We start from the raw sequence: 23,835 nt of genomic DNA, 5'->3' as shown, positions 1-23,835 counted from the left end.
ACCGGAGCGGACCAGGTAGCGCACGGCGTTGACCACCTCCCGGAAATCAACCTCGCGCGGACGGCCGCGACGCCCAGGCTTGGGCATCAGCGGCGCGAACTGCTCCCACTCCTCGTCCGTCAAATCAGACGGGTAGCGCTTGGTATTCTTGGCGATCTGGGCCATCCGGCCACGGCTCTGCTCTGTCCACATCTAAAGCTTGAATCACAACCAAGCCTCAGACGGAACCCATAGCCAGCCGATTTTCAAAACGGTCTCTTACGTCGAGCAGCAACTTCCAACGCTTCTATTGGTTTCAGCCCGCCGCAAACTCCATCGTGCAAGTTGAATATCGTTGTTGAACAGAATGCATTGGTTTCAAGGGCGTCCATGGGCACCTCCGCGAGATTGCTCCCAGTGGTTGTCGGTGCTAAATTTCGCAGAAGCTGCCGCACTGATATGTCCGAGTGCGCCGCCTGCCGCCGCCGATGTGTTCTTGGAGTGGCCTAAAGAGGTGGCAGGGTTTGGAGACCGGGACGATGAGTTTGACGCGCCGCGATGTGTTGCTCGCCGCAAGTGCGGGGTTTGCCGGTGCCGCGCTCTTCTCGCCAGGGAGCGCGCGTGCGAACGATGAGGCGTTGGATCTCGTCAAACAGCTCACCGGACGGACGGCCATCGCATCGGATCGCCTTCACCTGATAATGCCGGCGGTCTTCCCAACCGGCTACACCGTGCCCATGAGCCTTGACATCGACAGCCCCATGACCGAGACCGACCATGTGAGGCAAATCCGCGTGTTCGCGCCGCAGAACCCGATCATCGAAGTCGCCAGTTTCCATTTCGTTCCCCAACGCAGTCTAGCCCGCGTATCGACACGCATCCGCCTTGCCAAACCGCAGCATGTCGTAGCTGTCGCCGAGATGAATGACGGCGTTTTGCTGATGACCAAGGCCTGGGTCGATGTCGCCACGAATGGCTGCGCCTGAGATACGGGAGAGAGACAGTGATCACCCCCACACCACGCGTGGTCGTACCAAGCGTTACGGTGAAGGGCGAAGTCTTTCAGGTCAAAACCATCATCAGCCATGAGATGGAAACTGGCCTGCGCCATGATGATCGAGGCAATGTGATCCCGCGCAAGATCATCAACAGGTTTGTCTGCCGCTATAACGACGTCATGGTGTTCAGCGTCGATCTTCACGAGGCGATTGCCGCCAACCCCTTCTTCGAATTTTCCCTGCGCGCGACAGAGAGCGGCCGGCTCGATTTTGTCTGGGAAGAAGATGGCGGCGCTGTCTATGCGTTGTCGCACCAGCTCACGGTGGCTTGAGATGGCGCGGCCATCGAGCTGCCGTGAATTGCGTTGGCAGGAGTTGAGGGGGGAGAAACGTGACCGGAAAACTCCGAGACGGAGGGGCGATGAGCATGCGCCCCGTTGCGCGATCCGCGATCGCCGCAGGGTTCGTCCTGCTCGTCAGCCAATCCGGTGCGGCGGGCGCCGATCAGGGCGCGCAGCTCACCGCGGCCTGCGCTTCCTGCCATCGCCTCGACGGCCGGGACATGGCCATTCCGCCGATCGCCGGAGTGGATCAGGACAAACTTGTCAGCGCGATGCAAGCTTTCAAGTCGGGCGAGCGGCCGAGCCAGATCATGAACATCATCGTCCGCTCGCTCACTGACGAGGAGGTCGCGACGGTGGCGCGCTATCTCTCGACGCTGGGAAAGGAAACGGCGCAGCCATGAACCGCTGGACACGTCGCAAGTTCACTCACCTTGCGGGAGCGGCTTGTCTCGTACCGTTCAGTCCACGCGTCGCAAGAGGCCAAGCCAAGGCGCGAGTCGTCGTCGTCGGCGGCGGCGTCGGTGGCGCGACCGTCGCCAAATATTTGGCGGCGAGCGAGAAAGGCCTCGATGTCACCTTGGTCGAACCGAAGCCGAGCTACACGACCTGCTTCTTCAGCAACCTTTATCTCGCCGGGCTTCGCTCGCTCGAATCGCTCACGCATTCTTATGAAACGCTGGCGCAGAAATACGGCATCACCGTCATTCACGACACGGCCGAAGCGGTCGACCCGGTGGCCAAGGTCGTCGCGCTGAAGAACGGAACCAAGCTTGGCTACGACCGCGCCGTCGTCGCCCCGGGCATCGCTTTCAGATATAGCGACATCGAGGGCTATGACGAGGCCGCATCAGAGAGCCTGCCGCATGCCTGGAATGCCGGGCCGCAGACCAAGCTGCTGCGTGAACAGCTTGAAAGCATGGACAATGGCGGCGTATTCGTGATCACCGCCCCCCCCTAATCCATTCCGCTGCCCGCCTGGTCCCTACGAGCGCGCATCTCTGATCGCCTACTATTTCAAGCAGTTCAAGCCGCGGGCGAAAATCCTGATTCTCGATTCCAAAGACAGTTTCTTCGAGCAGGATCTGTTCCAGGACGCCTGGAGTCGCCACTATCCAGGCATGATAGAATGGCTGCCCGGTCAATTCACCGGCGGCATCCAGGCGGTCGACGTGAAGGGCCGCGTCGTCAAGACCGCGGGCGGCACATTCAAGGCCGCCGTCGCCAATATCATCCCGCCGCAGATGGCCGGCGAGCTGGCGCGGCGGGCGGGCCTCGTCGATCAGTCGGGCTGGTGTCCGATCGATCCGCTGACGTTCGAATCGAAGCTGCAGCCGGGAATTTACGTGGTGGGCGATGCGACCAGCGCCGGCGACATGCCGAAATCGGCTTTCGTGACGAACAGCCAGGCCAAGGTTTGCGCCTTCGCCATCGCCACCGCGCTCGCCGGCTCCGAGGCCATCGAACCTCACCTGTTCAACACCTGCTTCACCTTTCTCGCCGCCGATGATGCGGTGAGCGATGCAATCAGCTTCAAGGCCACAGCAGAGACCATCAAGATCAGCGAGATTCTGCTCAGCGCGGTCGGGGAGGATGCCGAACTCCGCCGCCAGGTGGTGCGCACCGCGAACGGCTGGTACGACGCCTTCACGCACGACGTGTTTGGCTGACGGCGAGGCTCAGCTCCGCTCGATCTCCAGGCCGGCCATCGCGGAAATCCCGGCATCATGGCGGGCACGCTCCGCCTCGGCGCCGGATCGTTGTTGCTCCGGGATCGGCGCGGGAACGTGATCGGGGAGCCGTTCCAGCCGCAGCGAATTCAACACCACGAGGATGCTCGATCCGGCCATGACCGCGGCCGCGAGGATCGGCTGCAACAGGCCGAAAGCCGCGGCGGTGAGCGCGACGAAATTGTAGCCGAACGCCCACATGAGGTTGGTCAGGATGGTCCGGCGCACTGCGCGGGCGACATCGACGGCCCAGGGCAGCAGCCACAATCCGTCCACAGGCAGCACGAGCGCCGCGGTCTCGCGAGCGAGGTCGGTGGCCGAGCCAACGGCGATGCCGACATCGGCGGCGGCGAGCACCGGCCCGTCGTTGAGGCCATCGCCGACCATCGCGACCAAGCCGTGGTCATGGCGGAGCCGATCGAGGGCCGCGCGCTTAGCCTCGGGCGAAAGACCTGCCTGCACGGCCTTGATGCCGACCATGGTCGCGATCCGCTTCGCCGCTGGCTTAAGGTCGCCGGTCAACAACGCGACGTCGAGCCCGCACTCGCGCAACGCCGCGATCGTCGTCTCAGCCTCGGCAAGCGGCGAATCGTCGAGCGACAACACCGCATGGACCCGCCCGCCCCATCCGACGTAGACCACCGAATGACCGCTCGCCGCGCGCGCCCGCGCCCGCTGGGCGAGTGCTGCGGGAAGCGACCAGCCGAGATCATCCATCAGTCTCATGCTGCCGGCCGCCATGGGCTCGCCATTTGCGCTGCCGCGGACGCCGCGGCCGGGAATCGCCCGGACATTGCTTGTTGCGAGCGGCGCGATGCCGCGCTGAGCCGCGGCCGCTGCGATGGCCCGCGCCAGGCCATGCTCGGAATGGCGCTCCAGGCCGGCCGCGCGCGAAAGCACGTCGTCGACACTTGCCTCATCGCGGTCGATGCCGACGAGCCGCGCCTCGCTCGCCGTCAAGGTGCCTGTCTTGTCGAAGGCGACGAGCCGCACTTGCGCGAGAGTCTCGAGCACGCCGGGATCGCGGACAAGGCAGCCTTGCCGCGCCAGCCGGCCGATGCCGAGCGAGGTCGCCATTGGAGCGGCGAGGCCGACGGCGCACGGACAGGCAACCACCAGTACCGAGAGGCCAATCAGCAACGCCCGATCGAACGGCAACGACTGCGCCCAGTAAACGAACGTCAGCGCGCCGAGGGTGAGGACGAGCGGCACGGACACGCCAACAACGCGATCGGCAAGGCGCTGGGTTGGACTGCGACGGCTGAGCGCCTCGCGCACCGACCGGCAAATCTGTGCCCAACGCGTTGCGGTTCCGTCACCGCTGCTCTGGATCAGGAGCGGGCCGTCGATATTGATACTGCCGGCAATCACCGTACAGCCGGCGCCCTTTGGCACTTGCCGGCTTTCCCCGGTGATCACGGCTTCATCGGCGTTCGATTCCCCCTCGATAACCACGCCGTCGACCGGAATGCGCTCGCCTGGCCGGACCTGCACCAGCGTGCCGGCCGTCACGTCCCGCACCGGACGGCGGATCTCTGCCGCGCCATCGACCACGGTTGCGCGCTCGCTTTCGGCGGCCAAGAGAGGTTCGAGGTCGCGCGCCGCCCTGGCGCGGCCAACGGCCTCGAGATAGCGGCCAACGGTGAACAGCATCAGCACCATCACGGCGCTGTCGAAATAGACATGCGTGCTGCCCTCGAACACGGCAAATGCCGAATAAAGATAGGCGGCAGCGACGCCAAGCACGATGAGCGCTGACGATGTCACGCGTCCCTGAATGCCATTGAGCCACATGTCGCGCAGGTAGGGTCCGCCAAGAATCACCACCGCTGGCGTCGCGAAGATCCAGAGCAGAAGGTGAATCCACGGCAGCACACCGGCATCGGCGCCGGTGAATGCGTCCGAATAGAGGAGGAGGCTGAACATCATGATATTCATGGAGAGAAAGCCGCCGACGCCGAGCTGGATCAGAAGCCAGGCGGCCTCCCACTCTTCCTGTCTGCCGCTCTTCACCTGAAAGGCGATGCAACAGCCGTAGCAGCAGAACCCGCAATCCTCACCGTTGAGCCTGCGCTCCATCGGGCGCAGGCCGACGGGAAGCGAGCAATGGCTACACAGGATATTGCCATGCGCAGTCATGTGGGATGTCCTCCCAGCCAGGCGTAGCCGATATGCGCGTCGGAAGGCAGCAGACCACGGCCGAGCGTGATGAGACCAAGCAACAGAATAAAGCCGCCGGCCAGCCGCACCCCGCGCCGTCGCCAGTCTGGGCCGAGTATCCGGCCCACGCCGCCCATCATCAACATTGCGGGAAAGGTTCCCAGTCCGAACGACGCCATGACGAGAACCCCGGGAAGCGCTCCGGCGGTGCTGGCCGCCTGGGCAGCGAAGGCGTAGACGAGGGGACATGGCAGGAAGCCGTTGAACACGCCAAAGGCCAGCGGCGCAGCGCTGCTGCGGGCCGTCAGCAGGCTGCGCAGGGACATGGCAACCGTACTGCCGCCGAATCCGATCGCAAGGCGATGAAAGACCTGCAGCAAGCCGAAGAACTGCAACGCCATGGCAATCATGAGCAGGCCGGCGCCAATCGCCAGAATTCGCTGGGCGATGTCGAGGGAGCCGCTCAAGAGCGGCGCTGCAATCGACCCTTGCGTGGTGCAGATGACTTGACCCAGCGCGCCCGCGAGCCCGCCCAAAAAGCAATAGGTTGTCAATCGGCCAGTATTATAGAGCAGGTGGCGAAGGACGGTTGCGCCTCCCCCCCGCTGATCACGGCCCAGCGCGCAGGCAAAGCCGCCGCACATGCCGATGCAATGAAAGCTACCCGCGAACCCTGCGGCGAAGATCACGAGGTAATAGGTCATTGGCAGACCTCCTGTCGACGCGCCGCACGTTCAACGAGAAGTGTTGCTCTGCGCCGCTAATGGCGCACGAGGTAAGCCACCCATACGAAGAAGGCGATGTGCGCTATCGCGCCGCCGACCAAGGCGATCGTTTGGTACGGACTTGCATTTGCGAATGAGAAAACGGTGTCTGCAAGCATACGCCCCCTCCTGGTCAGCCGAAATAAACAAGGGCAACGTTCATGGCGAGCGCGGAAATCAGCAGGAAAAGATTCAGAATCGCCAAACCCATTACAATCTTAGCTATCAGCATCTCCTGCTCCTTCTCTCAACTCGTCGGCGTGCGCGACCGTGCTGCCTAACCAATCCTTCCCGGCCCGACCCCGCCCCAATAAAGGTAGGCGTAGTAGAGACCCCAGACGAAAAGAACCGCGTAGACGACCAGCAGCCATATCGGGATATACCCGTGTCGCGACTGGACGGTTCCACCGGCGTACTCCTCCATCTCGTGGTCGGGGTCCGAACCGTGAGACGGACCGTCACTTTGCGGTGTGCTTGGCGTTGTCATTCTCCGCTTCCCTTTCGTAGAATCTGGTGGCCGCTTCATCGGCGCCGTGGAAGGCGCCTGAAAGCACGCCCCAAATAAAGACACAGAGCGCACCAAGGCTCATAAGCAACGCGCTCACGTAGGGTCCGGTGACCTCAAATCCGAGCATAACTCAGCCTCCTTCGGCAGCATTTTGTTTCTCGGTCACCGATCCGCCGTTACCTTCGCCGAGTTCAGAAGTGTTCTGCGCCGGCACCCCGCCCGGGACATAGGCCTTGTCCGGAGAAACCGCCTCCAGAGTGAGGTCGTTGAGCGCCGCGCGATCCTTATCGGCGATAGCCAGCGGTGCGCCCCCAAGCGGGTCCTTATAGGCGGAAAGTGCGAGGACGAAGTACGAGAGCGCCCAGCGGTCCTCTTCAGGCAATGCATCCCGATAGGAGGGCATGGGCGTGCCGCTCAATCCGGTCGTCATGGTGCGGAATATGTCTTCGACCGCTGTCCCCGATTTGAACTGGCCGCTGGTGAGGTCGGCCGGCACAATGCCAAAACCGAGATCGTCCTTCAGCCCGGCAGCTTTCTGGCCATCGCCCTTTCCGGTCATGCCATGGCACTCCCAGCATTTCGCGATCTTCCACACTTCCTTGCCGCGCTCGAGGATTGCCTGGGAAACGGTGGGCGGCTTTGCGATGTAGAGCGGAGGGCCAGGTGGCTCCTCGATGAAGAATGCATAAGGCTGGGCCGGGTTGGAGCGGTCCACGGCCAGCTCATACTTGATGTACTGGATGACAGCGAGCCGATCCGTGAGAGGCAGTTCATACCAGGCGGGCATCGCCGTGCCGCGTACCCCACGGGTGATCGTGCGCAATAGGTCACCGTCGGTCGGCAGCGGCTCCTTGGTCAGCCGGAACTTGAACACAGCCGCCGCGAAGCTTCGCGGGCGCTGCTTGTAAAGGAAGGTCGCGGCAGGTCCATTGCCGTCGCCATTCACGCCGTGGCAACCGATGCATCGCCGCTCATAGACCTCCCGGCCATGGGCGATCCACTCGCTCGAGCGCGGAAATGTGACTTCCGTGACTTCAAGCTGCTGTGGTTCAAAAAGATCGCGCCATTTGCCGCGATCCATGCCGAGCTTCTGGATATAAGCGATCAGGGCTTCCAGGTCTTTTGTCTCGGCGGCGATCTTGACCGCGTCGCCTTTGTACTCCTCGTTCGGTATCACAATGACTGGCGCCTTGCCGCGCGCCTGCATGGGCACGAACAGCAGCCCGTCGGCATTGGGCGTCAGCTTGATCTGCTCCTTGCTCGCGAAGTCGAACAGCCCCTCGGAAACCGACGTCCTTTCCAGTGTACGATTGCCGGCTCCGTCGTCGACGATCTTGACCGGCTGCTCCGGCGTAGCGAAGAGTCCCCGATAGGGCGCCATGATCGAATCCGGGGAGAGCATGCGCGGATTCCAGAAATGGGCAAAATGCCACTCGTCGCCGAACTTAAGTCCGACCCGCATCAGATCGGGTCCGATGCGCCGTGTGCCGAACAGATGCGGCACGTCGTAGGCGAATTCGCCTGACTCCGTCACCGGACCCCAGCGGCGCGTCTCGCCGGTCACTGGGCGCACGTACTGGGAATGACAATACCAGCAACCTTCGCGCAGATACACGGCGCGACCGAGCTTTTGCAGCGGCGTGTAATCAGTGGCCTCGGTCATCATCCATTTGAGCTGGCCGAAATCGGTGCGGACCACGGCAGTAACCCGATTGGTTCGCGCCGAGGGTTCGAAAAATGGCAGGAAACCCTGGGTGATGAGGGCGGCGAAGAAGCAAAAGATGCCGGCCACCAGGATAACAAACCGCGCACTCATCGCCCCGCCCCACCAGCCGGAACCGGGGCCGCGCCGAATACCGCACCTTCCGTCGCTTCGGCGGGCCGGGTCAGCGCCGTCATCATCATATTGATGACGAGAAGCGTCATCCCGATATCCATGCTGACGCCAGCAACAGTCCGCACCAGCCAATAGGGCCGCATCGAGATCACCGTGTCGAGCCACTCGGTGCCGGCCATCCACTGGAAGCCTTGCTGCAGCCCAGCGGCGGTCAGCACCAGGCCCATGGTGGAGATACCGACGGTAATCAGCCAGAATGCCCAATTGCCCATCGTGAACGACCAAAGCTCGCGCCCACAGGCCCGCGGCCAGACATAGACCAGGCCGCCCATTGCCCAGACCACGAACGTCCCGAACACAGTGAGGTGCGAGTGCGAGATGACGAAATCGGTGAAATGGGTCGGCTGCTGGATCGAACGCAAGGCTTCCGTCGAGCCCTGAAAGCACCCGACCAGATACATCAGCGAGCCCATGATGAGGAATTTGGCCGGGAGATTCTTGCCGAAGGCGTCCCAGCGGCCCATCACCGTGCCGAAGAAGTTCACCAGCACCGTCCAAACCGGAATGATCAGCAGCATGGAAGTGACGATCGCGATCGTCTCGGCCCAATCTGCGATCGGGCTGTAAAGATAATGATGGATGCCGACAAAGGGGTAGAACAGGGCGAGGGACCAGAAGCCGACAAGCGAGAGCTTGTGGCCATAGATCGGATTGCCCACGCTGATCGGCAAGAAATTGTAGATCAGCACGTAACCCGCCGGCGTGATCCACAATCCGACGATGTAGTGGAGGTAGAGGCCGTGGAAGGCCGCGCTGTTTATGCCAGAAATCGTGTAGGGCAGGATGATGCCCAGTACGAGATTCATCGTCGTCCAGACGAAAGCCCCGATCAGATACCAGAGTGCGACATAGAGTGGTGGCTCGAGACGTCGGGCGATGGTGATCAGGAACTGCGCGGTCGCCGCGGCGACAACGAGGAAGATCGGGATTTTCGCGAACAGCGGGAACTCGCCCGCTTCGAGGCCGTGGTTTGTGCCGAACGGCAACGAGATGAGCGCCGCCGCCACGGAGACATTCCACAGCCAGGCCAGCGGTACGCCCCATTGCGGCCAGGGCACCCGCACACCGCAAAGGCGCGGCACCAGGTAATAGCATTCGCCGATGAAGAGGGAGGAAAAGGCGCCAAAGATGACGCCGTTGACGTGGACCGGCCGTAACCTCCCGAAGGTCAGTCCCAGGTTGGCAGTGCCCAGATAATCGGGATAATTGAAGAGGCCCGAAAGCGCCACGCCGACCGAAGGTGCGACCAGGAGCCAGAACATGCCCCAATAAAGCCAAGTTCGCACAACAGGCCAGTCGACCAGCTCATCAAGGTCGATGCCGGCGAATCTGCCACGCAATGTCTCTGCCACAGCCTCTCCCATCACGCGCACTTGAACCGCGCGCATCTTCAGGACTCAACTCCAAACTTTACCGGCCCGATGCCGGCGGCCGGTTTCAGATATCTTCCCGCGCAAATCTTCGCTATGCAGCCCGCTCCAAGCCGAAAAGAATTAATGCTTGCCGGGGACCAACACCGAGCCGGAGTTCGACCAAGTGATGTATGCTTCCAAGGCCTTCATCGCCTCCGAATCGATCTCGATCTTTTCGCCCTGGTTAGGCTTCTCGATGCACCAGTTGATCATGTCGCGCAGCGTCGCGAATTTGCTCGTTTCTACCTGGAATTTCGGGTAGGACTGCGGGTGGGTATCCGAGGCCATGGGATGGCACATTGCGCAGGCCATTCCCGTGGTGGAGAGGACGACGTTCATCTGTTTGGCGGTCGCCGCATCGCCGTGGAACAAGAGGTCGCCCTTCCTGACCTCCTCCATGAGCACGTCTTCGTATTGTCTTAACTGCTCCGGTGTGTGCGGTGCCTTGTGGGCACTGGTGGGGCCGACGAAGACTGCGACCGCCGCAATCGCTACGACGAAGGACGGACGGCACAACGTGCCGAGAAATGTCGCTCTGATTGTCATAGCCATTCCTCCCTTAGTATGGCCACATATTGTCGGCGATCCGCGGCCGCAACTTCTCGGGTTGACTCAACGAGGAATCCGGGTCCGACTGAACAAGAACCTCCTTGCGGCCCCACATAATGTACTCGACGTCGACCTTGTCGTCGGCGGGCACGGTGACGGTTTCCCAGCCGACCCCATCGTAGGTATCGCCGGGGTCGGCCCGGATCATCGGCTTGGTCAGCTTGGGCACGCCTTCCGGGGCATAGGGCCACGGCCAGGAGGTCGCCAGCATGCCGATCGAGCGCATGCTGCCGATCTCGTTGTAGAGCACCTGGTGGACGTGACCGTGGATGTTGGTGACCTTGGTATAAGGCTTCAGCACGTCATTCACTTCGCGCCAGTCGCGCACCCAGAAGTTCCAGGGCGGGTAATACTCGTAGAGCGGATTATGGCTGAAGATGACGATCGGTTTGGACTTATCCCAGTCGGCGAGTATCTTCTGCATCCAGTCGAGCTGGTCGCGGCCGACGCCGGCCCACGCGCCAGCGACCGTGCCGTCGAGGGTCGCCATATGGCCCATGCGCTCCTCTGGCGTCATCTTCTTCACTGTCCAGTAGTCCGGTCCCCGACTGACCGTATCGAGCCCAATGAAGCGCACACCCTTGTGGTCGAAGGTCCAGTTGGGCTGGCCGAACAACTCGCCCCACTTCTTGCCCATATCCAGATACCAGTCGTGCTCGCCCGGGATGTAGTACTTCTTGATCGTCAGATCCTTGAGGAGATCGACACCAAGCTCGAGTTCCTCGATCTTTCCGAGCTGGGCCAGGTCGCCGCCGAAGATCAGGAAGTCGGCCGGCGGATCCATGGCCTGGACCTCTTGCACGGCGCGCACCACCTTGTCGACGAAGCGCGTGTTGAGGGATTTCTGGTAGAGATGGGTGTCCGAAATCCAGGCAAACTTGAAGGGCGCTTCGGCGGCGTGAGCGACGTCGATGGTGTTTAGCAACGGCCACCACGCGAAGGTCTGGCCGACGGAAGCGGCGCCGAACAGCAGCGATCTGTGAATGAAGGTGCGACGGGTGATTTGGAGCGAGTCGTCGGGGCGTACGCCAGGCTGCTGCAGCACCGCATGCATTTCGCGCCGAATGCGGTCAAGCTCGTCAGACATCAGGGTTCCTCCTCAGTGCAGACCGTTTCTTAAAGCGTCGGTCTTTTCATAAAAACGCGACCCTGTTGGGTCAGTGGGTCGCCCATTTTCTTACTTTTTCAGTTCAATCGTCAGGCTGGTAGGCTGATTCTCCTTTACTGTTACGGGCTGCTCGATAGGTCCGGTGAAGGAGTGGATCGTCACGAGCGTGTAGTCGCCGGGTGGCACATCGGGGATGCTGAACTTCCCATCGGCGCCGGTGATTGCGTAGTAGGGATTGTCCACCACGTAGACCCAGCCTTCCATCCAGCCGTGCGCGTCGCAGTCGATGCGGACAGTGCCGGCGCGCTTCAGTTCGACGGGTATGCGCTGTCCCTTGTTGGGCAGCGCCAGGTTGAAGGCGGTGCGCTTGCCATAGTAGCCATGGGTGTTGTGGAGTACCGGGTCGCCGTTGACGACCTCCAGCGAACCGGCCGGTATCACCTGAATCGCGGGCACAAAGCGGCATTTGATGTTGTCGATCTCCGGCGGCTTGCCGGGCTTCGGCCAGGCCTTGCCCTTGGCCACGTCGACCAGATACACCACCGCGTTCAGCACGGCCTGATCGCTTCCGACATCGATCAGCGGCTCCTCGCGGGTGCCCCCGCACACCTCGACATTCTTGGTGGGGATGATCTTTGTTGTCGGCACGTCCCCACGGTAGACGATCGTACCCTCGATCGTTCCGCCTCCCGTGACCGGACCTTCTTCGTAAGCTTGCGCAGGAACCGACATCGTCGCAACGAAAGTGATCGCCGCTAGCCCGCTGATCAGCTCAACAATCTTCATCGAAGCCGCCTCCTTGGTGAGGGGCCACCTATGAGGGACTATTTAGCGGACAAAGTTACCACGTCCAGCCTAGTCAGTCAGCAACAAAATAAGATAAGATCAGGGCGGCCAGCCGAAGTTGCTACGACCGAAACGTCGTACTCGGGAACCTGGAACGTCATTCTCGAGGTGCCGGAGGTACTTGATGAAGCGACGGCATGGATTCCTCCGCCCCTGGGCTTACGGTCCGCATACCCTCTTCTCCATCATATTCGCAGCGGCCCTGTTGATCTGCCCCCTGCTGGCGCGGGCTGACGCATCGGTGACGGTCGGTGGCTCATTCACGCTCACGGCGCCGGACGGGACGACGGTCACCGATGAGACTTATCGCGGCAAATGGCTGCTGGTTTTCTTCGGCTACACTTCTTGTCCCGACGTCTGTCCGGCGACACTGTCCGAAATCGCCGTGGCGATTGAGGAACTCGGCCCCGACGCCGCCAAACTGCAACCGATCTTCATCACCATCGATCCTGAACACGACACGCCTGAAGTGATCGGGAAATACACCGGGGCGATCGATCCAAGGATCGTCGGACTCACCGGCAGTCCGCAACAGATCGCCGCAGTTGCCCAGGGATATGGCGCCTATAGCGCGCGCCACAAAACTGAAGAGGGCGCCGAAGACTACGTCGTCGACCATAGTACTTACATCTACATTATGGATCCTCAGGGCAAATTCGTCCGAGGCCTGGACTTCGACACGCCGGCCAGTCTCATTGCCGACACGCTGCGCAAAATCATGGCGCAGCCCGATGAATGAAGGAAGCCCCAGCTAGAGTTGCAGATAAGGCAAATTGTGAGGTGTAACCAAAGGTCGGCGCGATGGGAGAGATCGAGATCTGCGGCGACCGGAAATTGGGGGGAAGCATGAGCGATAGCCGATGGCAGTTTCGGGAGGCCGGCGTCACGAGTTATGACGGGTTCTTTGCCGACGCCATCGCGCGGCTGCAGGAGGAGCGGCGCTACCGGGTCTTCGTGGACCTCGAGCGGATCGCAGGCCGATTCCCCCACGCCGTGTGGCACTCCCCGCAAGGACCGAAGGACGTCGTCATCTGGTGCTCCAACGACTATCTCGGGATGGGACAACACCCGAGGGTCGTTGCAGCCATGATCGAAGCGGCGACCCGGATGGGGACCGGGGCGGGCGGAACGCGCAACATCGCTGGCACCAATCATCCGCTGGTCGAACTCGAGGCCGAGCTTGCTGATCTCCACGGCAAGGAGGCGGCGCTGGTCTTCACGTCCGGCTATGTCTCGAACCAGACCGGTATCTCGACCATCGCCAAGTTGGTCCCCGACTGTCTGATCCTGTCCGATGCCCTCAACCACAATTCGATGATCGAGGGCATCCGCCAGTCCGGCACGGAGAAATGCATCTTCCGCCACAACGACGTCGATCACCTCGAGGAATTGGTGAAGTCGGCGGGTCCGGATCGTCCAAAACTCATCGTCTTCGAAAGTCTCTATTCGATGGGCGGCGACGTTGCGCCAATCAATCGCATTTGCGATATCGCCGATCGTTACGGCGCAATGACCTATCTCGACGAGGTCCATGCTGTGGGCATGTACGGCCCTCGCGGCGCCGGCATTGCCGCGCGCGACGGCGCCATGAACCGGATAGACGTGATCGAAGGCACGCTCGCCAAGGCCTTCGGCTGCCTCGGCGGCTATATCACGGGAAGCGCTGTGCTGATCGATGCGATCCGTTCCTATGCTCCAGGTTTCATCTTCACCACCGCGTTGCCACCGGCTATCTGCGCCGCGGCCACGGCGGCGATCCGGCATCTGAAAACCTCTGAGGAGGAGCGCAAGCGCCAGCAGGATCGCGCCCGACGGGTTAAGGCGGTGCTGGGTGCGACGGCGCTGCCGCTCATGCTGAGCGACACCCACATCGTTCCCGTGGCGGTCGGCGATCCGGCGAAGTGCAAAGCGGCGAGCGACCTTCTGCTGAGCGAGCACGGCATCTATATCCAGCCGATCAATTATCCGACCGTGGCGAAGGGAACCGAGCGGCTACGCATTACGCCCACACCCTGCCATGAGGACGTCATGATCGATCGGCTCGCGGCGGCTCTGGTTGATGTCTGGAATCGACTAGGGCTGCCACGACAAACTCGGTTATGCGGGCGAATGAGGCCGAGTCGTTGCCCATAAGGGTCGTCGATGATTGATTCTAAGGATTAAGGAAATGTCTGCCAAGGAGATCATATTCTCGTTCGAGGCTCGCGACAGAATGCTGCGCGGCATCGACACCCTGGCGAATGCGGTGAGGGTTACGCTTGGCCCCCGGGGGCGCAACGTCGCGATCGGCAGCGAGCACGGTGCGCCGCGGGTCACCAAGGACGGCGTGACCGTCGCCAGGGAAATCGAACTCGACAACAAGTTCGAGAACATGGGCGCCCAGATGGTGCGCGAGATCGCAACAAAAACCTCCTATCAGGCCGGCGACGGCACGACTACCGCGGTCGTGCTCGCGCATGCGATCGCCCGGGAGGGCGCTAAGGCGGTGGCCGCCGGCATGAATCCCATGGACCTGAAGCGCGGCATCGATCTCGCGGTCGAAGCCGTCGTCGCGGAACTCAAAAACAACGCCACGAAGGTCACCTCGAACGTCGAGATTGCGCAAGTCGGCACCATCTCGGCCAACGGCGACAGGGAGATCGGCCGCTGCCTCGCCGACGCCATGAAGAGGGTCGGCAATGACGGCGTGATCACTGTCGAGGACGGGACGTCGCTCGAAACCGAACTCGAATTCGTCGAGGGCATGCAGTTCGACCGCGGCTATATCTCGCCCCGTTTCATCACCAATCGCGCAAAGATGCGGGTCGAGATGCAGGATGCGTATGTCCTCATCAGCGAGAAGAAATTGTCCAGCCTGAACGAAATACTGCCGCTGCTGGAGAAGGTGGTGCAGGCCGCCAAGCCGCTGCTCATCATCGCGGAGGATGTAGAGGGCGAGGTGATTGCGGCGCTGGTGGTCAACAAATTGCGCGGCGCTCTCAAGGTTGCAGCCGTGAAGGCGCCGGCCTACGGAGACCGCCGCAAGGCGATGCTGCAGGATATCGCGCTGATGACCGGCGGAACGGTGATCTCGGAGGATTTGGGCCTCAAGCTCGAGAATGTTTCCCTCGAGACGCTCGGGCGCACCAAGAAGGTGATGATCGACAAGGGAAACACCACGATCGTCGGCGGCGCCGGCAAGCGGGCAAGCATCGAGGCCCGCATCGCCGAGATCAAGATCCAGCTTGCGGAAACCACCTCCGATTACGACCGCGAGAAGCTCCAGGAACGGCTGGCGAGGCTCGCCGGCGGCGTCGCTGTGATCAGGGTCGGCGGTGCCACCGAAGTCGAGGTCAGGGAGAAGAAGGATCGCATCGATGACGCGATGAACGCGACAAGAGCCGCGGTCGCGGAGGGCATTCTCCCGGGCGGCGGGGTCGCCTTGCTGCGCGCCGGCAGGGCGCTCAAGAAGCTCAAGGGCGGCAACGAGGACCAGCAGGTCGGCATCGCGATCGTCGGGAAGGCGATCACCTGGCCGGCTCGGCAGATCGCGATCAATGCCGGCCTGGAAGGCTTGGTCGTCATCGCCGGGATCCTCGAAAATGACGATAACGCCTATGGCTACGATGCCCAATCGGGCGTGTACGGGGATCTGGTGTCGAAGGGCATCATCGACCCGGCCAAGGTGGTGCGAACGGCGCTCCAGGGCGCGGCCTCGGTGGCGGGCCTCCTCATCATGACGGAGGCCATGGTGGCCGAAGTGCCTGGCCCGCCGCCGCCGGAGCTTCCCGGTCACGAGCATCATCATCATCACGATATGGATTTGGATTTCTGACCGCTTCGCGGCCCCTGAACGCCGAGGTCAGTCTTATCTTCTATGACAGAGACGTGACCGCTCGCCTTCGCTTAGAGCAGGAACGCACCTTTGCAAGACTTCCCCTGTGGCGGGACCGTTTCGTCGGCAAAAAGTGTGCGAGAATTTGGCGCGTTTGATGAGACCGCTCCTGTAAGATGAGTTCCGACTGTAACCAAGGAGGCCGATGTGGAGAAGCAATTTTCTTGGAAAGGCTTTCTCCGGGCAATGATTGCGCTTTGGACCCTAATATCGCCTTGGGTTCTTGTGCACTTATCACAGCTAGGGCATACAAAGTCGTCGGTCGCAAATGCGCAACCATTGCGCTTTTCTCGCCGAGCACCTTAGCAACAGCCATGTAATTCTGCGCTGTCCGGTGGCTGAGGTCGAACTCTTTGTTGATCCATCTGCCGAAGCGATTGTGGCCGAGCAAAGCCTTGATGTGCAGCAGTTGCCGATGACTTGGGTCAACATATCCCCTCTGCCGGTAATTCTTGATGCTTTCGTGCGTGACGTTAACGGGTTCTCGACCAGCAAGAACGTAGCGCGCGATTTGTCCTCCACGATTTCGAGCTGGATTACACAGTATCTGATGACAGCAGATTCTCCACCGTAAGCGCCCATTTAACCCCATGTTTCGCTGAGTTGTGAAGACGATGACACTGCCGCGATGATTCTGCGCGGGAGGTTGGTTTGCAGTCTGCACCCAAGTCCAGACTTGAAAGTTTTGCAGTCATCGAGGCGGTAGCAAACCGTCTCGAGGAGAGCCCGGCGCTGCTGCGCCGTCGCTGGCCGGCGGAGGCGAAGAGGCGGATTCTGGAGGAGACACTGGCGCCGGGCGTGAATGTCTCGGCGGTGGCTCGAGCGCATGGCGTGAGCCCGCAGCAGCTGTTTGCCTGGCGGCGCAAGCGCTCGGCTCGGGTGCGATTGCTCTTTTGCCGGATAGGCCCGAGGCGGAAGCGCAGAGCTTTGCGTCGGTGGAAGTCTCGCGCGGGGAAGGCGCCGGCATGGGCGGGCTGGAGATCGTCATCGGCGATGCGACGATACGCGTGGGCAATGACGTCGCTCCGACCCTTCTGACCACGGCGATCCGGGCGGTGCGTGCGGCATGATCCCGACGGGAGCCAAAGTCTATGTGGCGACGCGGCCGGTCGACTTCAGGAAGGGCCCCGACGGGCTCATGGCGCTGGTGCGCGACGGCGGTGCCGATCCGTTCTTATGTGTCGGTCGTGGATATGTGGCGGCAAAGCTCGCGATCACCGCGGAATTAGCTGCTTCGGGACCACGCCGCCACATATCCACGACCGACACATAAGAACGGATATGTGGCGCGCCACATATGCGTTAGGCGGCCACGTTTTCTGCTTTCGCGGACGCCGGGGCGACCTTTTGAAGGTGATCTGGCACGACGGCCAAGGCGCATGCCTGTTCGCGGGGGCGGTTCTTGTGGCCATCACCAGCCGACGGTGCGGTAACGGTCTCGGCCGCCCAGCTCGCTTATCTTCTGCCCGGAATTGATTGGCGCAACCCGCAGGAAACCTGGCGCCCGACCTCGGTCGGATGATGGGTTTGCCTTTGCGATCGGAGATGGATGTGGTCCCCTCGAGCTGTGAAAGCCGTCCCTGATTTGCTTCCGTCCGACCTTGCTAGCGCCCATGCGGTGATCCTCGCCGAGCGAGCTGCGCGTGTGCAAGCCGAGGCCGCCGCGGCGCGTGCTCGGGCGGTGAACTCCAGTACGGATGCCCTGATCGCTCACTCAAGCTCGAGATCGAAAAGCTGCGCCGCGAGCTTTACGGCAGCCGCTCGGAGCGGAAAGCCCGGCTGCTCGACCAGATGGAACTGCAGCTGGAGGATTTGGAGGCAGCCGCGAGCGAGGACGAGCTGGCGGCCGAGAAAGCGGCGGAAAAGACCAGACGGTCAAGTCCTTCCAGTGCAGGCGGCCAGCGCGCAAGCCGTTCCCCGAGCATCTGCCGCGCAAGCGCGTCGTCATCGTCGCGCCGGAAAGCTGCCCCTGTTGAAGGGTCGACGAAACTGTCGAAGCTTGGCGAGGACATCACCGAGACGCTGGAGGTGATCCCGCGCCAATGGAAGGTGATCCAGACGGTGCGCGCGAGGTTCTCGTGCCGGGAATGCGAGAAGATCACACAGCCGCCGGCCCCCTTCCACGCAACCCCACGGGGCTTCGCCGGCCCGAACCTTTTGGCGATGATCCTGTTCGAGAAGTTCGGTCAGCATCAACCGCTGAACCGGCAGAGCGAACGGTATGCCCGCGAAGGCATCGATCTGAACGTGTCGACGCTCGCCGAGCAGGTTGGCGCCTGCGCATTCGTTCTGCAGCCGCAACATGGCCTGATCGAGGCGTATGTTCTGGCGGCCGCGCGGTCGTGCTCGCCGAGATCGCGGCGAACGCCAAGCGCGGAAAGAACGCTGCGCCGGTCTCGCCGGTCGCGCTCGAGCCGGTCAAACGCATCGACGCGCTGTTCGACATCGAGCGCGACATCAACGGTCTTGCCGCCGACGAACGCCTGGAACGACGCCGGCAGGAGAGCCGACCCATCGCAGAGGCGCTTGAGAAATGGATGCGGGCCGAGCGGGCCAAATTATCCCGCAGTTCTCCGGTTGCCGAGCCAATCGACTATGTGCTGAAGCGCTGGTACGGCTAAACAACGCAAGTCTAACGACGTGGAATTGCGAATGCTTTGGTCGGGGGACACGCTGTCGGAAGAACCGACAGCACTCAGGATGACCTATATGCCCCGTGATGATAGATCAACGCTGGGCCGGGCACCTTATGTAGCGAAGTCGGCATGGACCGTCGCAGGTTCAGCCCTCTTTTGACCCACCAATGTGCACGCCGTAGTGCGCCATGCCCCTGCGAGGGCGAACGGGATTTACATCCGAAGCAATAACGTTTCGGATTATCCAAACAGTGAGGAAGGTGCACAGGGCGATCGAAGGCATCTGAAACGAACACGACGACGGAGGGCGACAGGCTCGCCGAAACTACGCTATTGCCGCCGTCGTTTCCCCTCACTCCACGCGCTTCTCTTCGCCATCGCCTCAAGCCTCTGCCATACAGAATATCAATGCGGGTGAGCCGATCTCGATTTGCTGCCGCTGCCAATAATCCGCATTGCCTGCCACCGATGCCGGTGATGGCTCTCATGATCGAAGAACCAGCGCTTGGTTGCCTCCGAAACGATCAGGTAGAAACCAGTGATGGCAATCAGTCCCCCAAGCACCGACAGCGGCAAAGGCACAAAACCGAACCATGCGGCGAAGGGTGCGTAGGGCACGACGATGGCGATGGCTCCAACACCGAGCGTAAGCCAGGCGAGCAAGCGGCTTGGACGGCTCGCCCAGAAGGCCTTGTGCGTACGCACGATGAGCACGATGGCGAGTTCAGTCAGCAGCGATTCGGTAAACCACGCAGTTTGGAACGTGGCGGCGGTGGCGTGCGCGAAGAGCAGCAGGAAGGCGAAGGTCGCGAAATCGAACAGCGAGCTGACCAGGCCAAAGCTGACCATGAACCGCCGCACGAAACGGATGTCCCAGCGACGCGGCCGGCGTAGTTGGTCTGGGTCGACATTGTCGCTCGCAATAGCGAGCGAGGGAACGTCGGAAAGGAAATTGTTGAGCAGGATCTGCTTTGCCAAGAGCGGCAGGAAAGGCAGGAACAGCGAGGCGACGGCCATGCTGATCATGTTGCCGAAATTGGCGCTCGTCGTGATGGAAATGTATTTCATCGTGTTGGCGAATGTCTTGCGGCCGTCGTCGACGCCGCGCACCAGGACGCCCAGATCCCGTTTGAGAAGGATGATGTCGGCGGCCTCGCGGGCGACATCGACGGCAGTGTCGACAGAAATACCGATGTCGGCCTCATGGAGGGCCGGCGCGTCATTGATGCCGTCGCCAAGATAACCGACGACATGGCCGCGGCTGCGCAAGGCCTGAACGATGCGCTCTTTCTGGTTTGGATCGATCTCGACGAAGAGGTCGGTGTGTTGCGCGCGTGCGAAAAGCCCGCTTTTCGTCAATTTCGACAGGTCCTCGCCGGTCATGATCCTGTCGGCACGCAAGCCCACCGCCTCGGCTAGATGCGCGGCGACGTAGCGATTGTCGCCAGAAATGACCTTCACGGCGATGCCGCGGTGGGCGAGCGCCGCGAGCGTCTCCCGGACGCCTTGCTTCGGCGGGTCGAGGAAAAGCAGGAAGCCGGCGAAGGCGAGATCGGTCTCGTCCTTCCTGCCAAAGGCGTTGCGGCTTTCGAAACGCCGGATTGCCAAACCCAGAACACGATAGCCGTCAGCACTCCAGCGCCGGAATTTGTCGTCGATCGCCTTGCGATGCCCGTCGTTTAGGGGCTCCTGTCCATTAGCAGTCTGAACGAAACGGCAGGCTTCGAGAACATTCTGAACCGCGCCCTTTGTGATCAAAAGGTCTTCGCCTTGCTTGGTCCGCACCACGACGGACAGCCGCTTACGGACAAAATCGTAGGGAATCTCGTCGACCTTCGTGAATAGGTTCGACGTGGCGCCCTCGCCTTGAGCACCCGCTATTGCCTCGTCCAAAGGGTTCTTCAGCCCCGTCTGCAGCGTTGCATTGAGACGTGCCCAGTGCAAAACGTCCGTCGACGGATTGCCGTCGACGTCGAACCATCCGTCAAGGTGGATGACGCCTTCCGTCAGCGTTCCGGTCTTGTCGGTGCAAAGCAGGTCCATGCTGCCCAAGTTCTCGATGGCGTCGAGACGGCGCACGATGACACCGCTCGCCGCCATCGTGCGCGCGCCTCGAGACAGGGTCACGCTGATGATGGCTGGAAGTAGCTCCGGCGTGAGGCCAACAGCGAGCGCCAGCGAAAACAGCAGCGATTCGATCAGCGGCCGATCGAGCATCAGATTGGCGAAAAACACCAGGATGACGATCGCCAGCATGATCTCACTCATCAGGTAGCCGAACAGCCTGATGCCGCGGGCAAACTCCGTCTCGGGGATACGTTGCTCCAGGGCTTCGGCGATCGATGCGAACTCCGTGCTGGCGCCGGTCGCCGCCGCGAGCACGGTCGCAGTACCGCTGCGGACCGATGTGCCGGTGAAGACCGCGTTGGTTCGCCGTGCGACCATGGCCTCCGGAGCCGACCGGCCCGGCGCTTTCACGACGGGGAAGGTTTCGCCGGTCAGCACGGCTTCGCTGACATTGAAATCCCGTGCATCCAAAATGACGCCGTCGACGGGAATGAGGTTTCCAGCAGAAAGACGCACCACATCGCCAGGCACGATATCGTCGCTATCGACCGAGCACTCCAAGCCATCGCGCAACACGGCGGTCTTTCGCGATATGCGCTGTTTCAGCACTGCCATCGCACGCGAGGCTCCGTACTCCTGGGTAAAGCTGAGGACGCAGCTCGCCAGCACGATCGCCCCGATGATCGCGGCCTCGTGGCCCTCGCCGACGAATGCCGACACCGCGGCTGCGAAGATTAGGATGAGGACCAGCGGGCTACGGAACTGTCGGACAAAGACGGCCAAAGCCGACGTGCTGGATCGAGACACCAGCGTGTTGTGTCCGAATTTTGCAAGCCTTGACGCCGCCTCGGCGCTAGCAAGCCCCGAGGCGGAGGTCCCCAGCCGTTGCAGGAGTTCGCTGGACTCAATTGACCAATAGGCATTGTCGCCGGCAGCGCCCATCGACGTAGGGACAGATTGCATCTTGGTTCCTCTGCTTGCCGGCCGATCCCGCAACGTGGACTGGTCGAGTTCGCCAGGTGCCATGACCAGTCATCAGTACGACATCATGCGATTGATGCCGCTCTCTTGGATCAGCGTGCGGGTGACGCCACCGAACGCCCATTCCCGCAGACGGCTGTGACCGTATGCGCCGGAGACGATCAGGTCCGCGTGAACCGAGCGTGCGAACGCCACCAACCGGTCGCCGTCGGCCTCGCCGGTAATCAGTTCGGTGCGCGCCATGACGCCATGGTGTTCGAGAAAGACTGCGATATCGGCGAGGCTGTCACGAATGCTTTCGTGGCGGTCAGTACCGACTGTGGCGACGACAACTTCGTTAGCTCTGGCCAGAAAAGGCAAGGCATCAGCGATTGCCCTTCGCGCCTCCCTGGTGTCCTTCCAGGCAACGAGCACCGTTTTTGCCAACACATGTTCGACATTGCTCGCAGCGACGAGGACCGGCCGGCCTGTGCCGAGTGCAAGGCTGCCGATGTCCACAGCGCGATAGACATTTTCTCGGTCGTGGCCGCCGGTCACGATGAGGTCTGCCGCGCGGGCGGAAACGCTGAGGAAGCGGGTCGGACTGCACACGTCCTGCCCCCACTCGCTGCTGATCGAGGCAGGAACCAGCCTCTCGAATTCGGCACGCAGTTCGGCAAGCTGCTTTTCGATCTCCGTTCGCTGGATTTGCATGACCTCGCCTTCGTAGACCATACCGTGGCCGGTCGCGACCAGAGGCGGAACATCTGCAGCCGCCAGACCGATGAGACGGGCTCCAAACCGTTCCGCAAGTTCCACCCCGACCTTCACTATGGCTGCAGGAGGTGCATCCACGGCGAGGTTCACGATAATTGACTTGTAGGACATGCGGAGCCCTTTCGCTGAACTGACCGAATGCGCGATGAATTGCATTCGCCGGCGCCCTATGCCTTGATGCGCGTCAAAGGACCCGCCAATTGCTTCCGAAAACTTCGCCGTCGATCGGTTTTGCGTGCGCGGCGAGAGTGATAATTAACCTTTGTTGCAGGCGTGCCGAACCCAGGGACCTCAGGTGAGCCAAAGCGAAGCGCTTATTTTCTCAGCCGGCGGGACGATGCTGAAATCGGTTTTGTCACAAATGTTCGAGCGGGCTCCGGGCTTCATGACGCTGATGCGTGAGCCGGGTCATGTCTTTGAGTTGACCAATGCTGCCTATCAACGGCTGATTGGCCAGCGGCAGGTGATTGGAAAATCGGTTCGCGAAGCCCTGCCAGAGCTCGAAGGCCAGGGCTTTTACGAATTGCTGGACGAGGTATACGAAACCGGCGAGCCGTACAGGGGCCGGGGCGTGAAGGTCGCCCTCCGCAACAAGGATGACGGACCGATCGAAGAGCGCATCCTCGATTTCGTCTATCAGCCGATCAAGGCCGACGATGGCCGCGTTACTGCGATCTTTGTCGAAGGCACGGATGTCAGCGAGCTTTCCTTCGCAAACATTGCCCTTCAATTGCGCGAGGATCATTTGCGTTCGATCCTGGCAACAGTACCCGATGCAATGGTCGTCATCGATGAACGAGGCCTCATTCAATCCTTCAGCACGGCTGCCGAAACGCTGTTCGGCTATCAGGCGCACGAGGTGATCGGCCATAATGTCAGTCTGTTGATGCCGTCGCCCTATCGTGACCAGCATGACGCCTATCTACACCGCTACCTGACGACCGGAGAGCGCCGGATCATCGGGCTCGGCCGCACCGTCACCGGAATGCGCAAGGACGGTTCAACCTTTCCGATGGAGCTTGCCGTCGGCGAGATGCATCCCGGAACCGGACGCTTCTTTACCGGGTTCTGCCGCGACTTGACCGAGCGCCACAGGGCAGAGGCAAGGATACAGGAGCAGCAGCAGGAGCTTCTCCACATGGCGCGGTTTACCGCGCTTGGCGAAATGG

24 protein-coding genes and 2 pseudogenes are annotated in these 23,835 nt (G+C 61.6%); 14 read left to right on the top strand and 12 right to left on the bottom strand.

The genetic code is table 11. The annotated features are described in order from the left end of the window. Window positions 1–192, bottom strand: a 192-nt coding sequence (locus EN859_RS33620; RefSeq protein ID WP_189502426.1) for a transposase, incomplete at its 3' end; no start/stop codon positions are given. A gap of 326 nt (window positions 193–518) precedes the next feature. Here EN859_RS33620 and EN859_RS33615 point away from each other — a divergent pair. The 5 genes from EN859_RS33615 (at window position 519) to EN859_RS39910 (ending at window position 2,988) form a co-directional block, all read left to right on the top strand. Next, a complete protein-coding gene (locus EN859_RS33615) occupies window positions 519–965 on the top strand; it encodes a thiosulfate oxidation carrier protein SoxY (protein WP_127857037.1) in 447 nt (148 codons plus the stop codon). 17 nt (window positions 966–982) lie between these two features. After that, window positions 983–1,309: a thiosulfate oxidation carrier complex protein SoxZ gene (soxZ, locus tag EN859_RS33610; protein WP_127857036.1), complete on the top strand. Its 327-nt coding sequence runs from the start codon at window positions 983–985 to the stop codon at window positions 1,307–1,309. Window positions 1,310–1,404: 95 nt separating this feature from the next. Next, window positions 1,405–1,722: a c-type cytochrome gene (locus EN859_RS33605; RefSeq protein ID WP_189502424.1), complete on the top strand. Its 318-nt coding sequence runs from the start codon at window positions 1,405–1,407 to the stop codon at window positions 1,720–1,722. Beyond that, a complete protein-coding gene (locus EN859_RS39915) occupies window positions 1,719–2,279 on the top strand; it encodes an FAD/NAD(P)-binding oxidoreductase (RefSeq protein ID WP_245525840.1) in 561 nt (186 codons plus the stop codon). Before EN859_RS33605 ends, EN859_RS39915 begins: the two co-directional genes overlap by 4 nt. 40 nt (window positions 2,280–2,319) lie before the next feature. Beyond that, window positions 2,320–2,988: an FCSD flavin-binding domain-containing protein gene (locus tag EN859_RS39910; protein WP_348632962.1), complete on the top strand. Its 669-nt coding sequence runs from the start codon at window positions 2,320–2,322 to the stop codon at window positions 2,986–2,988. Between the two features lie 9 nt (window positions 2,989–2,997). On the opposite strand, the gene EN859_RS33595 is transcribed toward EN859_RS39910, so the two are convergent. The 9 genes from EN859_RS33595 to EN859_RS33560 all read right to left on the bottom strand — a co-directional run bounded on the left by EN859_RS33595 (window position 2,998) and on the right by EN859_RS33560 (window position 12,292). Then, entirely contained in the window at window positions 2,998–5,187 is a 2,190-nt protein-coding gene (locus EN859_RS33595) for a heavy metal translocating P-type ATPase (RefSeq protein WP_245525838.1), read from the bottom strand. Then, window positions 5,184–5,912 carry a sulfite exporter TauE/SafE family protein gene (locus tag EN859_RS33590; RefSeq protein ID WP_127857034.1) on the bottom strand — a complete coding sequence of 243 codons (729 nt, stop codon included), beginning with the start codon at window positions 5,910–5,912 and terminating at the stop codon, window positions 5,184–5,186. The genes EN859_RS33595 and EN859_RS33590 overlap by 4 nt, the downstream gene beginning before the upstream one ends. 337 nt (window positions 5,913–6,249) lie before the next feature. Further along, window positions 6,250–6,459 carry a hypothetical protein gene (locus EN859_RS33585; RefSeq protein ID WP_127857033.1) on the bottom strand — a complete coding sequence of 70 codons (210 nt, stop codon included), beginning with the start codon at window positions 6,457–6,459 and terminating at the stop codon, window positions 6,250–6,252. After that, window positions 6,431–6,607, bottom strand: coding sequence for a hypothetical protein (locus tag EN859_RS38420; RefSeq protein WP_189502422.1), 177 nt, complete (start codon window positions 6,605–6,607; stop codon window positions 6,431–6,433). The genes EN859_RS33585 and EN859_RS38420 overlap by 29 nt, the downstream gene beginning before the upstream one ends. A 3-nt stretch (window positions 6,608–6,610) precedes the next feature. Further along, complete coding sequence (locus tag EN859_RS33580) at window positions 6,611–8,296, bottom strand: cytochrome c (RefSeq protein ID WP_127857039.1); 1,686 nt, start codon at window positions 8,294–8,296, stop codon at window positions 6,611–6,613. Then, window positions 8,293–9,729 (bottom strand): cbb3-type cytochrome c oxidase subunit I, encoded by a 1,437-nt coding sequence (locus EN859_RS33575; protein ID WP_245525837.1) that lies wholly within the window; start codon window positions 9,727–9,729, stop codon window positions 8,293–8,295. The genes EN859_RS33580 and EN859_RS33575 overlap by 4 nt, the downstream gene beginning before the upstream one ends. A gap of 141 nt (window positions 9,730–9,870) precedes the next feature. Then, window positions 9,871–10,335, bottom strand: a complete 465-nt coding sequence (locus tag EN859_RS33570) for a hypothetical protein (RefSeq protein ID WP_127857032.1) — start codon at window positions 10,333–10,335, stop codon at window positions 9,871–9,873. A gap of 13 nt (window positions 10,336–10,348) precedes the next feature. Beyond that, window positions 10,349–11,485, bottom strand: a complete 1,137-nt coding sequence (locus EN859_RS33565; protein WP_127857031.1) for a metallophosphoesterase — start codon at window positions 11,483–11,485, stop codon at window positions 10,349–10,351. A gap of 90 nt (window positions 11,486–11,575) precedes the next feature. Beyond that, window positions 11,576–12,292, bottom strand: a complete 717-nt coding sequence (locus tag EN859_RS33560) for a hypothetical protein (protein ID WP_127857030.1) — start codon at window positions 12,290–12,292, stop codon at window positions 11,576–11,578. 184 nt (window positions 12,293–12,476) lie between these two features. Between EN859_RS33560 and EN859_RS33555 the strand changes: the two genes are divergently transcribed. The 8 genes and pseudogenes from EN859_RS33555 to EN859_RS33520 all read left to right on the top strand — a co-directional run. Next, entirely contained in the window at window positions 12,477–13,091 is a 615-nt protein-coding gene (locus EN859_RS33555) for an SCO family protein (RefSeq protein ID WP_127857029.1), read from the top strand. A 107-nt stretch (window positions 13,092–13,198) separates the two neighbouring features. Beyond that, entirely contained in the window at window positions 13,199–14,485 is a 1,287-nt protein-coding gene (gene hemA, locus EN859_RS33550) for a 5-aminolevulinate synthase (protein ID WP_127857028.1), read from the top strand. A gap of 34 nt (window positions 14,486–14,519) precedes the next feature. Beyond that, window positions 14,520–16,166, top strand: a complete 1,647-nt coding sequence (gene groL, locus EN859_RS33545) for a chaperonin GroEL (protein ID WP_127857027.1) — start codon at window positions 14,520–14,522, stop codon at window positions 16,164–16,166. Between the two features lie 394 nt (window positions 16,167–16,560). After that, on the top strand, window positions 16,561–16,800 hold the full coding sequence (locus EN859_RS33540) for a hypothetical protein (RefSeq protein WP_127857026.1): 240 nt from the start codon (window positions 16,561–16,563) through the stop codon (window positions 16,798–16,800). 158 nt (window positions 16,801–16,958) lie between these two features. After that, window positions 16,959–17,090, top strand: a pseudogene (locus EN859_RS39905) (transposase); the annotation flags it as partial. A gap of 29 nt (window positions 17,091–17,119) precedes the next feature. Continuing rightward, window positions 17,120–17,296 (top strand): hypothetical protein, encoded by a 177-nt coding sequence (locus EN859_RS39900; protein WP_245525841.1) that lies wholly within the window; start codon window positions 17,120–17,122, stop codon window positions 17,294–17,296. Beyond that, window positions 17,293–17,499, top strand: coding sequence for a hypothetical protein (locus EN859_RS33530; protein ID WP_127857024.1), 207 nt, complete (start codon window positions 17,293–17,295; stop codon window positions 17,497–17,499). The genes EN859_RS39900 and EN859_RS33530 overlap by 4 nt, the downstream gene beginning before the upstream one ends. 276 nt (window positions 17,500–17,775) lie before the next feature. Beyond that, window positions 17,776–18,838, top strand: a pseudogene (locus EN859_RS33520) (transposase); the annotation flags it as partial. 429 nt (window positions 18,839–19,267) lie between these two features. Here the strand turns inward: EN859_RS33520 and mgtA are convergent. Together mgtA and EN859_RS33510 are read right to left on the bottom strand one after the other, a co-directional pair. Next, on the bottom strand, window positions 19,268–21,892 hold the full coding sequence (mgtA, locus tag EN859_RS33515; RefSeq protein ID WP_135913571.1) for a magnesium-translocating P-type ATPase: 2,625 nt from the start codon (window positions 21,890–21,892) through the stop codon (window positions 19,268–19,270). 72 nt (window positions 21,893–21,964) lie between these two features. Beyond that, window positions 21,965–22,777, bottom strand: coding sequence for a universal stress protein (locus tag EN859_RS33510; RefSeq protein WP_189502428.1), 813 nt, complete (start codon window positions 22,775–22,777; stop codon window positions 21,965–21,967). Window positions 22,778–23,003: 226 nt separating this feature from the next. On the opposite strand from EN859_RS33510, the gene EN859_RS33505 reads away from it, so the two are divergent. Next, window positions 23,004–23,835 (top strand): PAS domain S-box protein (locus tag EN859_RS33505; RefSeq protein ID WP_189502420.1); only part of this gene is annotated, 832 nt, incomplete at its 3' end.

Origin of the sequence: Mesorhizobium sp. M00.F.Ca.ET.216.01.1.1 (assembly GCF_004010325.2) — a bacterium.
GTDB lineage: Bacteria > Pseudomonadota > Alphaproteobacteria > Rhizobiales > Rhizobiaceae > Mesorhizobium.
The sequence above is the reverse complement of the archived record's forward strand: the minus strand, read 5'-3'. Positions and strand labels throughout refer to the sequence as shown.

Coding starts and splice junctions, on each gene's coding strand:
- EN859_RS33585 (WP_127857033.1), bottom strand. CDS start 6,459: ATGACAACGCCAAGCACACCGCAAAGTGACGGTCCGTCTCACGGTTCG.
- EN859_RS33555 (WP_127857029.1), top strand. CDS start 12,477: ATGAAGCGACGGCATGGATTCCTCCGCCCCTGGGCTTACGGTCCGCAT.
- EN859_RS33530 (WP_127857024.1), top strand. CDS start 17,293: ATGATCCCGACGGGAGCCAAAGTCTATGTGGCGACGCGGCCGGTCGAC.
- EN859_RS33580 (WP_127857039.1), bottom strand. CDS start 8,296: ATGAGTGCGCGGTTTGTTATCCTGGTGGCCGGCATCTTTTGCTTCTTC.
- EN859_RS33565 (WP_127857031.1), bottom strand. CDS start 11,485: ATGTCTGACGAGCTTGACCGCATTCGGCGCGAAATGCATGCGGTGCTG.
- hemA (WP_127857028.1), top strand. CDS start 13,199: ATGAGCGATAGCCGATGGCAGTTTCGGGAGGCCGGCGTCACGAGTTAT.
- EN859_RS38420 (WP_189502422.1), bottom strand. CDS start 6,607: ATGCTCGGATTTGAGGTCACCGGACCCTACGTGAGCGCGTTGCTTATG.
- EN859_RS33570 (WP_127857032.1), bottom strand. CDS start 10,335: ATGACAATCAGAGCGACATTTCTCGGCACGTTGTGCCGTCCGTCCTTC.
- EN859_RS33510 (WP_189502428.1), bottom strand. CDS start 22,777: ATGTCCTACAAGTCAATTATCGTGAACCTCGCCGTGGATGCACCTCCT.
- groL (WP_127857027.1), top strand. CDS start 14,520: ATGTCTGCCAAGGAGATCATATTCTCGTTCGAGGCTCGCGACAGAATG.
- mgtA (WP_135913571.1), bottom strand. CDS start 21,892: ATGCAATCTGTCCCTACGTCGATGGGCGCTGCCGGCGACAATGCCTAT.
- EN859_RS33560 (WP_127857030.1), bottom strand. CDS start 12,292: ATGAAGATTGTTGAGCTGATCAGCGGGCTAGCGGCGATCACTTTCGTT.
- EN859_RS33590 (WP_127857034.1), bottom strand. CDS start 5,912: ATGACCTATTACCTCGTGATCTTCGCCGCAGGGTTCGCGGGTAGCTTT.
- EN859_RS33605 (WP_189502424.1), top strand. CDS start 1,405: ATGCGCCCCGTTGCGCGATCCGCGATCGCCGCAGGGTTCGTCCTGCTC.
- EN859_RS33615 (WP_127857037.1), top strand. CDS start 519: ATGAGTTTGACGCGCCGCGATGTGTTGCTCGCCGCAAGTGCGGGGTTT.
- EN859_RS33595 (WP_245525838.1), bottom strand. CDS start 5,187: ATGACTGCGCATGGCAATATCCTGTGTAGCCATTGCTCGCTTCCCGTC.
- EN859_RS39915 (WP_245525840.1), top strand. CDS start 1,719: ATGAACCGCTGGACACGTCGCAAGTTCACTCACCTTGCGGGAGCGGCT.